The 14,088-nt window shown below is 32.9% G+C and carries 9 protein-coding genes; 6 read left to right on the top strand and 3 right to left on the bottom strand.

The features are described 5' to 3' along the window. Nucleotides 1–176: 176 nt before the first annotated feature. The 5 genes from LUU93_RS11825 to LUU93_RS11805 all read left to right on the top strand — a co-directional run bounded on the left by LUU93_RS11825 (nucleotide 177) and on the right by LUU93_RS11805 (nucleotide 7,893). A complete protein-coding gene (locus LUU93_RS11825; protein WP_232681316.1) occupies nucleotides 177–2,633 on the top strand; it encodes a TonB-dependent receptor in 2,457 nt (818 codons plus the stop codon). Nucleotides 2,634–2,920: 287 nt separating this feature from the next. Then, on the top strand, nucleotides 2,921–3,646 hold the full coding sequence (locus LUU93_RS11820; protein WP_232681315.1) for a hypothetical protein: 726 nt from the start codon (nucleotides 2,921–2,923) through the stop codon (nucleotides 3,644–3,646). A 260-nt stretch (nucleotides 3,647–3,906) separates the two neighbouring features. Continuing rightward, complete coding sequence (locus LUU93_RS11815; RefSeq protein WP_232681314.1) at nucleotides 3,907–6,141, top strand: TonB-dependent siderophore receptor; 2,235 nt, start codon at nucleotides 3,907–3,909, stop codon at nucleotides 6,139–6,141. Nucleotides 6,142–6,232: 91 nt separating this feature from the next. Continuing rightward, a complete protein-coding gene (locus tag LUU93_RS11810; RefSeq protein WP_232681313.1) occupies nucleotides 6,233–7,201 on the top strand; it encodes an APC family permease in 969 nt (322 codons plus the stop codon). Between the two features lie 68 nt (nucleotides 7,202–7,269). Beyond that, nucleotides 7,270–7,893 (top strand): GyrI-like domain-containing protein, encoded by a 624-nt coding sequence (locus LUU93_RS11805; protein ID WP_232681312.1) that lies wholly within the window; start codon nucleotides 7,270–7,272, stop codon nucleotides 7,891–7,893. Between the two features lie 109 nt (nucleotides 7,894–8,002). On the opposite strand, the gene LUU93_RS11800 is transcribed toward LUU93_RS11805, so the two are convergent. Then, the gene (locus LUU93_RS11800; protein WP_232681311.1) at nucleotides 8,003–10,636 is read right to left on the bottom strand and encodes a valine--tRNA ligase; all 2,634 of its coding nucleotides are present in this window, start codon (nucleotides 10,634–10,636) and stop codon (nucleotides 8,003–8,005) included. 254 nt (nucleotides 10,637–10,890) lie between these two features. On the opposite strand from LUU93_RS11800, the gene LUU93_RS11795 reads away from it, so the two are divergent. Next, complete coding sequence (locus LUU93_RS11795) at nucleotides 10,891–11,271, top strand: DUF1573 domain-containing protein (protein ID WP_232681310.1); 381 nt, start codon at nucleotides 10,891–10,893, stop codon at nucleotides 11,269–11,271. A gap of 101 nt (nucleotides 11,272–11,372) precedes the next feature. On the opposite strand, the gene LUU93_RS11790 is transcribed toward LUU93_RS11795, so the two are convergent. Both LUU93_RS11790 and LUU93_RS11785 read right to left on the bottom strand, forming a co-directional pair. Beyond that, nucleotides 11,373–11,855, bottom strand: coding sequence for a hypothetical protein (locus tag LUU93_RS11790; protein WP_232681309.1), 483 nt, complete (start codon nucleotides 11,853–11,855; stop codon nucleotides 11,373–11,375). 94 nt (nucleotides 11,856–11,949) lie between these two features. Then, nucleotides 11,950–14,079, bottom strand: a complete 2,130-nt coding sequence (locus LUU93_RS11785; RefSeq protein WP_232681307.1) for an OmpA family protein — start codon at nucleotides 14,077–14,079, stop codon at nucleotides 11,950–11,952. Between the last annotated feature and the right edge of the window lie 9 nt (nucleotides 14,080–14,088).

The following is a 14,088-nucleotide window of genomic DNA, read 5'->3' as shown; positions in this document are numbered from 1 at the left end:
CCATTCGCTGCGGTGAATGGTTTTATTTTTTTATACTAAATACATTCCTAACAATAAATTTTGAAAATAGATTTTTTTTAAATCCTGCTATATGTTGTTAAAGAAATTATAATTTCTAAATTTACCTTGTTTTTATTTATTCTAAATAATAACGATAACTAATTAAAAATAAAATCATGAATTATTCTAACCAAATTACAAAGCAGTTTCTCTACACAATCTGCTTGTTCTTTATTTTTATTGGTGCTGTAAATGCCCAGCAAAATAACGGAAAAATTAAAGGAACGATTACAACCTCTGACGGCGAGCCGGCACTTGGCGTAAACATCATTCTTAAAAACTCAAAATACGGAACTGTTTCTAATGAAGATGGTTCTTTTGAATTCAATAAAGTAAAACCAAATACATATACCGTTCAGGTTTCCTTAACGGGCTACGAAACCCTTGAACAAGAAGTGACCGTTGCAAGCAATGAAACAACAGCATTAAGCTTACAATTGAAAGTTTCTAACAAACAATTAAAAGAAGTTATCATTACCAATTCGAGAGGAAAAGCATTCCCGAAACAAAGTACTTATGTATCAAAAATGCCTCTTAAAAACATCGAAAATCCACAGGTTTACAATGTCGTTTCTTCTGAATTAATGAAAGAACAGGCTATTACAACTTATGACGATGCATTAAAAAATGTACCGGGAATTCAAAAATTATGGGAATCTACAGGCCGCGGCGGCGATGGCGGTTCGTATTATACTCTGCGCGGATTTGAAGTTCAGGCTAATATCGTAAACGGATTACCGGGCTTGACTAATGGAAGCCTTGATCCTGCAAACGTTGAAAGAATTGAGGTTATCAAAGGCCCGTCTGGAACTTTATTTGGCAGCAGTTTGGTTAGTTATGGAGGTCTTATTAATACCGTGACCAAAAAACCATACGAAGGTTTTGGCGGAGAATTTTCATATACGGCAGGAAGTTTTGGCTTTAACAGAGTTACCGCTGATGTTAATACGCCATTAGATGATAATAATGATATTTTATTTAGGGTAAATGCTTCTTATCAAACAGAAAACAGTTTTCAGGATGCTGGGTTCCGCACAGCACTTTTTGTCGCTCCTTCCCTTTCTTACAAAGTAAATGACAAATTATCTTTTCTTATTAATACTGAGTTTATGCAGGAAGAAAAAACAACTCCGCCTATGTTGTTTTTAGGAAGAGAATCTCAGCTGCAGTATGCAAATCTTGATGAACTGGACTATAATACTCACCTTTCTTTTTATAGTAATGATTTAACTATGAAAAACCCAAGGTTCAATTTACAAGCTCAGATGAATTACAAAATTTCTGATCAATGGACATCGCAAACCACTTTTTCGAGAGGTTCTTCAAAATCTGATGGTTATTACTCTTATATTTATGATAATCAAAATGGTACGAAAGAATTTGGTCTAAGCCTTACTAAAGAGCAGTCACAAACCACAACAACAGATATACAGCAGAATTTTGTCGGCGATTTCAAAATCGGAAACATGCGTAACCGTTTAGTTGCCGGACTTGATTATTATGCAAAAGAAGTAATGTTTGGCGGCAGCGGATATGCATGGTTATACAATGTAACAGCACAGGGAGCTGTAAGTTATATTGATCCTGAGACCGGTATCGAAGCTAGTCCGAGATATCCTACCCGCAGTTCTGTAGATAACGTTTTGGCAGCATCGGGAGTAACAAATTACACGAGTAAAGAAGCCACATACAGCGCTTATGCATCTGATGTTATTAATATAACACCAAGTTTACTTGCAATGGCGAGTTTACGTGTCGATTATTTTGATACTGAAGCTGATGTAACAACAGATAAAGATGATTATGACCAAACTGCTTTATCACCAAAATTTGGTTTGCTTTATCAGCCAATACAAGATAAACTTGCCGTGTTTGCAAATTATATGAATGGTTTTAGAAACATTTCTCCAGCCGTTACATATGATGAAGTTACAGAAGAACCAACTGGAACAAAAACATTCAAACCAGAACATGCAAATCAATTAGAGTTTGGAGTAAAAGCAAACCTTTTAGCAGATAAACTAAATGCAACAGTAAGTTATTATGATATCGAAGTAGAAAATTTAGTTACTGCAGCACCGGGAAGCGTAGTAAATACAGCTCAAGGAGGTACCGCAAGAAGCAAAGGATTTGAATTTGACCTGAATGCTGCACCAGTAAAAGGCTTAAGTATTATAGCAGGCTACAGCTATAATGACAGCAAAATAGTAAAAGGAGATGCTGCAAATTCATGGCTTGAAACCGGAAAAAGACCATTTTGGGCAGGACCTAAAAACCTTGTAAATCTTTGGGCAGCTTATAAATTTGACGAAGGTTTCTTAGAAAATTTCGGAATTGGTTTTGGAGGAAATTATGCCAGCGACAATATTATTTTGGACAGCCAGGTAACAGGAAAATTTGTTTTGCCGGAATACACCGTAATCAATGGTTCAATTTTTTATAGTTCGGCTAAATTTCGTGCAGCTTTAAACATAAACAATATAGCAAATAAAGATTATTTTAATGGCGGATGGTCTACAGTTAATCCGCAAAAACCAAGAAATGCTTTATTGAGTTTTTCTTATAAATTCTAAAAATGTTTAGAGTTTGTCATTGTCAGGCTGAGCGAAGTCGAAGCCCACACAGTGTAAAACCCTTTGACTTCGCTCAGGGTGACAGCTCTTCATTCTAGTTAAATATCAAAAAAAGGGACTAATAAAAAAAGTCTCTTTTTAAAACCTTGCTATCGATAATTAATCTAAATAAACATTGCTCAACAAATATTAAACAGTACATTTGTGACACAAAATAATAACCCATAAATTAAAAATCCTGAGCGTTTATCAGGATTTTTTCAATATTAATTTTAAATCTTATTATCATGAAATCAAAAACTTTTAAATTAATAACATTTGCATTTTTAATGCTTTTTGCAGCACCTCAGCTTTTTGCCCATGCACTTTGGATCGAAACTAAATCAACCGGAACAAAAGGGAAAGCACAAGAAATTTCTGTTTATTTTGGAGAATTTTCAGAAAACGATATTACAAAAGCAGATAAATGGTTTTCTGATTTAAAAGATTTCTCTTTGGTAGTAATTTCTCCATCAAAAAAAGAAACAAAACTTACTGCAAAAGCTTTAGACAATAAATACCAGGCGTTTTTTACTCCAGATGAAGACGGAGTTTATACTATTGTAATGCATCATACAGTAAAAGATGTTTATGGCACAATGAAATTAGATTATAATTCTAGTGCAACTGTAGTTGTTGGAAACAAAGCAGCAGGAAATGTGGCTGCAGTAAACAATAATATAATTAGTGTTTTTTCTGAAAATGCTGATATTGCGAAAAAAAATACAATAATAAATGTTTCAGCTTTATATAATGGAACTATTGCAAAAGAACAAAAAATTAAAGTTATCGCCCCAAACGGCTGGGAAAAAGAATTATGGTCAAATGATAAAGGTGAAATTTCTTTTACGCCAATCTGGTCAGGAAATTACATGGTAGAATTTGCTTATACAGAAAAAGCTGCCGGAGAACACAACGGTAAAAAATATGATGAAATCTGGAAAATGGCCACATACTTAATTGCTGTTAAATAATTTTCAAAACTGTTTTTTAAAATTTTAATCTTCAATCAAACCTTGTTCCTATGAGCAAGGTTTTTTTGTTTTCATATTACATATTTTCACACACAACACAATTCTTTAAACAATAAAAACTATAAAAACAATATCTTAAGACAATCTTAAGGCAAAACTAATAAAACTTTAATAAAGATAATCACTTCATAATTTTTTGTTAAGGTGTCCGTCTCTTTATATTTGCAATCGATAATTTTTATTGAATCTAAATAAATACCATGAGACAAAATTTAATAACACTCTTAGCTTTAATATGCTTTGCTTCTTCTTATAGCCAGGATTATACCAGTACAGAAAATAATACAGCAAGCGATACTGTAAAAAACAAAAAAGGAGAAATATTAAACGAAGTAATTGTTACCAAAAACAAAGAACCAAAACCTGTAACAGCAGTTCGTTCTGGTTTAAAACCAATGGATAATCCGCAAGCTATACAAGTTATTGGAGCCGAGATTATCGAGCAGCAGCAAGCCATCAGATTAAGTGAAGTTTTAAAAAATGCTAATGGTATTTATGTAAGTTCTGCGCGCGGCGGTGCTCAGGAATCTTTTTTCTCAAGAGGTTATGACATGTCTGCCAACAATATGTTTAAAAACGGATTTCGTTATAATGCAGGTTCAATTCCAGACGTTTCTGGTTTAGATAAAGTAGAATTTCTTAAAGGGGGCTCGGCTTTATTATTTGGAAACGTAGCCCCGGGCGGAATCGTAAATCTTGTGACAAAAACACCTCAATTTAAAAGTGGCGGCGAAATTTCTATGCAAATGGGAAGTTATGCTTACTACAAACCATCGATCGATTTTTATGGTCCTCTAAGTAAATCGATTGCTTTTAGAATTAATGGTTCATATGAAAACTCAGAAAGTTTTAGAGATGTTGTAAAAAACGAACGTTTGTATGTTAATCCATCATTACTTTTTGATATTAGTGCTAAAACGCAGATTACAGTACAGGGAGATTATTTAAGTGCTGACTGGACTCCGGATTTTGGAACAGGAATTATTGGAAAAGAACTTGTAGATGTACCACGCAATAATTTTTATGGAGCACTTTGGTCTAATGGAAATACAAAATCTGCAAGCGCTTCTGCTTTAGTAAACCATAATTTTAATGACAATTGGAAATTAAATTTTAATTCTTCTTTTCAAAATTACGACAGAAGTTCTAAATCTACTGCTCAATTAGCAACGGTAGATGCTAACGGAAACTGGGCCAGACCATTGGTTCAAAATAAAAATTTAGAGCAAATACTTGGTGATCAGCTAAGCTTACAGGGAACATTTAATACTGGAAGCGTTAAACACCAAATATTTACCGGAGCAGACTGGGAAAATTCGTTTGCAACTGCTTATACATTTGCTTTTTCTCCAGCCAACTACGATACAATCAATCTTTATAACTTTGATCCTTCAACACAACGAAACGATATTCCAGACGCAAGAACTACTCAAATTGCAAAAACAGAAACAAATCGTTTTGGGGTCTATGCTCAGGATTTAATTTCTTTTACAGAAAAAATCAAATTACTGGCTGGTATTCGCTGGTCTTGGCAGGAAGCTGAAGTTACTACTTATAAAGAAGTATACAATAACACCACAAAAGTTCAAACTACATCGCCGGAAAATGCGGTTGCGGTTGTAACGCCAAAACGTTTAGATAATGCATTTTCTCCTAAAGTGGGATTAGTGTATCAGCCAACAAAAGATATTTCAGTATTTGGAAGTTATTCTAACTCTTTTACGCCAAATACAGGAACAACTGTAGATTTACAGCCTATAAAACCTTCTATCATTGACCAATATGAAGCCGGAATTAAAACTGATTTCTTAAAAGGATTATTAAGTACAAATGTTACGGTTTATCAAATTACAAACAGCAATTTTGCACAAATGGCGCAATTTAAAGCTGACGGAACAGCAAATGCAGATACAAACCTTAAAGTATTAAGCGGCGAGACTAAAAGTAAAGGTGTAGAAATCGATGTCACAGCAAGACCTGTTGAAGGTTTAAACATTATTGCAGGTTATAGCTACAATGATATGCGTTACACAAAAACATCTGGATTAAATGGAAGTTTTATCGAGGGGGATCGTTTGGTAAGAACACCTCAAAATACTGCTAATTTAAGTTTCTTTTATACTCTTCAGGAAGGATTTTTTAAAGGAGTTTCTGTAGGTGCAATAGGGAATTATGTAGGAGACCGTTTAGGCGGATGGAATGATCAATACAACACTGATACTACCAAATATCCTGATGGTATTTATCACAGAGAAATACCATTAAAAGGTTATACTACAATCGATGTTTCAGCAGGATATACCTGGAGAAAATTCTCTATTCTTTGCAAATTATCAAACATTACAAATGAATTAAATTATACAGTTCACGAAAATTACAGTGTAAACCCAATTGCACCAAGACAGGTAATGACAAGTTTACGTTATAAATTCTAAAATTTTGAATTAGATTTTTCCCATTCAAAGTTTTCTGATTATTAGAGATTACAATGTTTTTTTGGAAAATTTAAACCTCATCTTGCAAAAGGTGAGGTTTTTTATTTTGTTTCCGGCTCTTGCTGATTACTCGACAGTAATGGCAATTTCTTTGTTAGCTGCTTTTGTATTGATTCATTTAAGCGGTGTAAAAAACGGAAGTATAATTCAGCAGATTACGAGTTTCCTTAAAGTAATTTGTTTTATGTCCCTGGTTGTGGCTTGTTTTATGTATACCGGTGTTAAACTTCCGCTCATAAAAACTGATAACACCTTCTTTCAGATTGGTTTATTATTTGGATTTTTCAAATCATTGCAGTTAATCATCGGGACTTATAATGGCTGGAACAGTGTTTGCTTTTTTGCCGAAGAAAATGATAATCCAAGTAAAAACATTCCGAAATCATTATACAGCGGCGTTTTTCTTGTTGCTGCTATTTATGTTTTGGTAAATGCGGCTTTCTTTCATGTTTTACCAATTGAAATTTTAGCCAAATCAAATCTTGCCGCCGCCGATGTTGCTAAAATTCTATTTGGAGAAAACGGTGCTATTATCGTTACTGTAATTTCAATATTTTCTTTAATCAGTATTTTAAATGCTTTTATGATGATCCCGCCAAGAATTCTTTACGGATTAAGTCGTGACGGTTTTTTTATAGAAAAAGGAACAACAGTGAACAAAGGCGGAACTCCAATTGTCGCACTTTTAGTTTCATCATTTGTTAGCTTATTTTTGATTTGTATTGGTTCGTTTGAAGTGCTGTTCTCCTTCGCCGCATTTATCTCAATTATTGTTTGGGGACTGGCTTATTTATCACTTTTAAAATTAAGAACTTCAGAACCAAACTTACCTCGACCGTATCGTTCTTTTTGGTATCCGTGGACAACTATTATTGCTATTATCTCTTCTATTGCCTTACTGATTGGATTTATTTACAGTGATCCAAAAAGCTTTATTATCATTATGGGAATTACAGTGATTTCTTATCCTTTGTTTTTAGTTTTGAAGAAGAAACTATAATGAAGAATTTCTGCTGACATACTGTTGTCACTTAATGTGATTTAATTTGCAATATAAAACATAAAAAAATGGACAAATTAGATTTAGCAAAAACTGACAAAGTATATTATACTGCTAAAATTAAGCCTGAAATACTTCATATAGAAAAAACAAATTATATATCGATTATTGGTAAAGGAGATCCTTCAGGAAAAGAGTTTTCAGAAAAAATTCAAGCGTTATATGCCACAGCTTACGTTATTAAATTTGTGCTAAAGGCAGTAAATAATGATTTTGTTGTTCCAAAACTAGAAGCCTTATGGAGTTTTGACGACAAAAAATACAAAGATATTTCTATGGATGAAGCGCCTGTAAAGATACCTCGCAGTGAATGGAATTACAGAATTATGATCAGAATGCCGGATTTTGTAACTAGAGAACAAACCAAAGCCGCTATTGATACAGTGGCTAATAAAAAACTAATAGAATTAGCTAAAGCAATCGAATTTTATGAAATGACAGAAGGCAAAGTGGTGCAGATCCTTCATGTTGGACCTTTTGAAAATGAACCGCAAACACTGAAAAAAATTCAAGAATTTACTACCAAAAACAATTTACAAAAAAACGGATTACATCACGAGATTTATTTATCAGACTTTCGTAAAACATCTCCCGAGAAATTAAAAACTATACTTAGGGAACCTGTAAAATAATAAATTTGACAGATTTTAAAGAACAAAACAACATGCTATTGTCCATTCTGACGAAAACAAAAAAGCTGTCCGAAATGGACAGCTTTTATATTAAAGAATAATCTGATTCTTATTTCAAACCAGCTAAACTCTGCTCGATTGTAGCAATTTTTGCTAAAGCATCGGCTTGTTTTTGTTTCTCTATATTTAAAACTTTTTCCGGAGCTCCATTTACGAATTTCTCGTTTGAAAGTTTTGCTTCTACAGATTTAAGGAATCCTTTTGTATAATTCAATTCTTCTGTCAGTTTTGCAATTTCTGCTTCCACATCAATATTTCCGGTAATTGGAATGAAATATTCATTTGATTTTACGCGGAAAGATAATGCACCGTCAACTTTAGCAGAAACATATTCAAAAGCAGAAACGTTTCCTAATTTTGTTACGATTGAATCAAAATGCGTCGTTAGATTCTCGCTGTTGATTGCTTTTAATTCGATAGCATCTTTAAACGGAATATTTTTGTCTTTTCTGATAGTTCTAATTCCAGAAATTACTTCTGTAATATTATCAAAATCAGAAATTAAATCAGCATTGAACGGTTTTAATTCTGGCCAGGTTGAAACAATTAAAGCTCCTTCTGGCGTTCTTTCGGCAATTAACTGCCAGATTTCTTCTGTTAAGAAAGGCATAAACGGATGAAGTAATTTTAAATTACTTTCTAACATTTCGATTGCTTTATCAAACGTTGCCTTATCAATTGGCTGCTGATATGCTGGTTTGATCATTTCTAAGAACCAAGAACAGAAATCATCCCAAACCAATTTGTAGATTGCCATAAGAGAATCTGAAATTCTGTATTTCTCAAAATTATCTTCAATATCAACTAAAGTTTGCTGCAATTTTGCTTCATACCATTCGATCGCCACTTTTGATGATTCTGGCTGTGGAATTGTTTCTGAAACTTCCCATCCTTTAATTAATTTGAAAGCATTCCAAATTTTATTAGAGAACGCTTTCCCCTGATTACATAATTCTTCATCAAACATAATATCATTTCCTGCAGAAGCACTTAAAAGCAATCCTACACGAACACCATCGGCACCAAATTTATCGATCAAATCTAAAGGATCAGGAGAATTTCCTAATGATTTAGACATTTTACGACGCTGTTTATCACGTACTAAACCTGTTAAATATACGTTTGTAAATGGTTTTTCACCTGCATATTCGTAACCAGCAATAATCATTCTGGCAACCCAGAAAAACAAAATATCCGGACCTGTAACCAAGTCATTTGTTGGATAATAATATTTGTAATCTGCACTTTCGGGATCCATTATTCCGCCAAAAACAGACATTGGCCATAACCAGGAAGAAAACCATGTATCTAACGCATCGACATCTTGTTTTAAGTTGTCGGTTGTTAGTTGCTGGTTATTGGTTTTGGCTTGTGCTAATTTTAACGCGTCTTCTATATTTTCTGCCACTACGAAATCTTCTTTTCCGTCTCCGTAATAATAAGCAGGAATTTGTTGTCCCCACCATAACTGGCGAGAAATATTCCAATCGCGAATATTGTTTAACCAATGCGCATAAGTGTTTTCAAAACGTTTTGGATGCAATTTAATATCCCCTGTTTCTAAAACAGATTTAATCGCAGGTTTTACCAATTCTTCCATTTTTAAAAACCATTGATCTGATAATCTTGGTTCGATCACCGCTTTGGTTCTTTCAGATGTTCCTACTTTATTTAAGTGGGTTTCGGTTTTTGCCAAAGCTCCAATTTCTTCCAGTTCTTTTGCAATTTCAGTGCGAACTACAAAACGGTCTTTCCCCTGATAATGTAATCCGAAACTATTTAATGTAGCGTCTTCATTAAAAATATCAACGATTTCAAGATTGTGTTTTTCTCCAAGAGTTTTATCGTTCATATCGTGTGCAGGAGTCACTTTTAAACATCCTGTTCCGAATTCTACATCTACATACTCATCTTCGATAATTGGAATTACTCTGCCGCAAATAGGAACGATTGCTTTTTTACCTTTTAAATGTGTAAAACGCACATCGTTTGGATTGATACAAATGGCAGTATCTCCAAAAATAGTTTCCGGACGAGTTGTGGCAATGGTTAAAAATTCCTCAGTTCCTTCGATTTTATATTTCAGGAAAAATAATTTTCCTTGTTGTTCTTCGTAAATAACTTCTTCATCAGATAAAGTCGTTTTTGCCTCCGGATCCCAGTTTACCATTCGGTATCCTCTATAAATCAAGCCTTTGTTGTATAAATCAACAAAAGAACGAATTACAGATGCAGACATATCCGGATCCATCGTAAATTTTGTACGCTCCCAATCGCATGAAGCACCTAATTTTTTAAGCTGTTCAAGGATTGTTCCGCCATATTTATCTGTCCATTCCCAAGCATGTTTTAAGAATTCTTCCCGGGTTAAATCGTTTTTATTAATTCCTTCTGCTTTTAATTTCGCAACTACTTTTGCTTCAGTAGCAATTGATGCGTGATCCGTTCCCGGAACCCAGCAGGCATTGAAACCTTTAAGACGTGCTCTACGAATTAAAACATCCTGAATAGTATTATTTAACATATGTCCCATATGCAAGACACCAGTGACGTTTGGAGGCGGAATTACAATAGTATACGGCGTTCTATGATCTGGTTCCGAATGAAAATAGTTGTTTTTCATCCAGTAATCATACCATTTGTTCTCAATCGTCTTAGCGTCAAATTGTGCTGGAATTGTCATTTATTAGGTTGTTTAATCGTTTAACTGTTTAATCGTTTTTTTGTTTAACTGTTTAATTGATTTTTACTTTTTTAAATCGTCAATCGATTAAACGAATTAACGATTAAACAATTAAACAGAAAAATTGGTTCAATTTTTGTAATTGTAATTGACAGCAAAAGTAAATAATTAAGTACACTATAAAAAGCGAATTAATAATTTGTGTGTTAATTAAAAGAATGTATATTTACTTACAACTTAAAAATAATTTCAAGATGAAAAATGTTGCCTCTTTTATTGCAATCGTATTGTTTAGCGCAATAGGTTATGCACAAAATGGCCCAAAAATTGAATTTGCAGCCCCGGACAATACAATTGATTATGGAAAAATTTCTAAGACTGATAATGGAGTTCGCTCCTTTGAGTTTACTAACACCGGTGACGCTCCGCTTTTAATTATTGGTGCAGAATCGACAGTTAGTTCTATAGTTGTTACAAAACCTGCAGCAGCTGTAATGCCTGGTAAAAAAGGAAAAATTGATGTTAAATACAATATGACAAGCGGGCCAATTCGTAAAACAATTACTGTTGAAACCAATGCTGTAAACTACCCTGACGGCAGAGTCGCCTTAAAAATTAAAGGTGAAGTTTTATAACAAAAATAAAATATTAAAAAAACTAAAGCCGTTTCTTAATTTTAGAAACGGCTTTGTTTTTTAAGAGAAACCAATCTTGCTTCTTAAATCTTTTTTCTTATTTACTTTTCAGCACATTCAGCGCTTTCAAATTTATATTTTACACGATCAAAATCGATAGGTTTATCTTTTACTAAATAAGTAACTCCCATCGTGGTCTGCATTGTTCCGTTTCCTAAAATAAGCTGTTTATCTTTCTTTAAAAATGCCATAGGATTTTTAAACGTTTTGTCTTTACTTGCTAAATCCTTAAAAGTATAATCTGCAAATAACGTATCTCCATGAAATTCGCCTGCAATTTCGCCGGTTCTTACTGTTGAAGGCGCAACTTTCATAATCATATTTCCACTTAATTTTCCATTTTTTAAAGTGTTAAGCTTTAATTGAATAGTATCTTTTTCATATACGGCCTGATAACACTCTGTTTTTATAACTGTTTCAGCATCAGCTTTTGCTGCTTCTGCCTGTTTTTGTTTTTCTTCATTTTTACAGCTTTGAAATCCAATGCAGATAACAAGCATACAAGGTAAAACTAGATTTTTCATATTTTAATATTTTGTTTCAAGGTTATTTTATAAAATTAAAAAAAAAGAAGCCAAAATAAAGGCTTCTTAATTAAATTATTTGTTTTCATAGAATTTATAAATTCTTAATTACAAATTCAGATCTTCTGTTTAATTCATGTTCTTCTTCAGAGCATGCATCGTCAGTTTTACATTTTACAATTGGTACAGATTCCCCATAACCTTTTGCCGAAACTCTTTTTGCATCAATTCCGGATTGTATAATAAATTCTCTGGTCGAATTGGCTCTTTTTTGAGATAAACTTTCGTTGAATTTTGCATTTCCACGAGAATCTGTGTGTGAACCAATTTCGATTACCATTCCCGGATATTTATTCATCAGCGCCACAACTCTTCCTAAAACAACTTTTGATTCTTTACGAATGTACCACATGTTGTAATCAAAATAAATTGGATCTGTTTTGATAATTAATCTGTCTTTATCTCTTACAACATCTTTTTCCTGCTCTAAAATTTGTTTTACTTTTTCGTTCTTTTTGATTTCTGCGGCAGCAATTTCAGCTTCCTTCGCTTTCTTTTCTTTTTGTTTTAATTCGATTACGGCAAGTGCTTCTTTCTTTTTATTTTCTTCTTCTATAATAATTTCCTGCTGTCTTTTCTTTTCGGCGTTTTCTTTTTCTTCAAGTTTGATTTTTTCCAAAGATTTTAATGCTAAAGAAGCGTCATTTTCTTTATTTCTGATATTATCTAAAGTTACCGTTTTAGATTCATTTGTATATTTTTCTTTAAAAGCCGAGACTTTATACGAAGCTTCACAAAGAGCTCTAAAACTAAACTTTCCGTCTGCAGAAGTTGTTGCTGTATTCAGTGTTTTATTATTTGAATCCTGCAGTATTACTGTGGCATTTTCTAAAACCAATTTAGTGTCAATATCTGTAATAACTCCTGCAATCAACTGATGGCAGTCTTCAACAATTAAGTCTTTAGTTTCTTTAAATTGATAAATATCGTCGCTGCCCTTTCCTCCTTCTCTATTTGATGCAAAATATCCTTCTTTGGTTTCAGAATCGATATTGAATGCAAAATCGTCTAAGTTTGAGTTTAATGGAAGTCCAATATTTATTGGTTTTGAATATTCAGTTCCGTTTATTTCAGAAACAAAAACATCCAAAGATCCATAACCTAAATGCCCGTCAGAAGAAAAATAAAGTTTATTATCTGCAGAAGCAAAAGGAAATTGTTCTCTTCTATTTGTATTAATTTCCGGGCCTAAATTCTTGGGAGTATCAAATGCACCTTTATTTATGTTTACCGAATAAATATCAAAAGAACCAAGAGATCCCGGCATATCTGAAGCAAAATACAATATTTTTTCATCAGCACTAAGTGCAGGGTGTTCTACTGAATAATTTGGGCTGTTAAAAGGCAGTGACGTAATATTTGTCCATTTTCCATTAACTAATTCAGCTTTAAAAATCTGAAGATTTGAAATTTCCTTGTCGTCTTTCTTTTTCTTTCCGTTTTTAGAATTATTTCTGGTAAAGTAAATTGTTTTACCATCTTTTGTAAAAATGGCATTTGACTCGTGCATTCCGGTTTTTAATTCCTTAGCAAAATAATATGTAATAGAATCTGCAGAATTAATATTTTTTAGCGGAACTGTAACCAAATTTAAATAGGTTTCGCCATCCCATTTAAATTTTTTATCGAACATTCCCGGCTTCAATTTAACACTAGCAAAAACCAAATTGTCTTTGTGTTTTACGGCTCCAAACTCTGAATTTGGTGTATTTATTGGCAGGTTTTTAATTTCAAATCGTTTTCCAATTGCCGAAACATTTTCCAGGGTTTTAATATCTTCTTCAAAATTGGCAGCATCTTCAGGATTTGATGATTTTGCATAATATTCTTTTAAAACATTATTTGCATCATTGTATGCATTTGTTGCTTTTAATGTCTGAGCATATCTAAAATAATATTCTCTGTCTAAATTGTCTTTATAATTTTGAAATAACAGACGATAATAACGCTGCGCTTTTATTAAATCATTTGTATAATAATAAGAATCTGCAAGGTTTTTTATAACTTCTTGTGATGGCTTTTCTTCGGCTAATTTTTCGTATAAAATAATAGCTTCGCTGTAATAAGTTCTATCAAAAAATTTCTTTGCTCTAATCAATTCCTGATCTTGGGCATTTATAAACTGTATTGAAAATACGAATATAATAACGAGTAGTTTTTTCATATTTTTCAT

The sequence above is a fragment of the Flavobacterium soyae genome, assembly GCF_021245985.1.
Classification (GTDB): domain Bacteria; phylum Bacteroidota; class Bacteroidia; order Flavobacteriales; family Flavobacteriaceae; genus Flavobacterium; species Flavobacterium soyae.
Note: the sequence above shows the minus strand (reverse complement) of the source record. Positions and strands in the feature narration are given on the sequence as shown.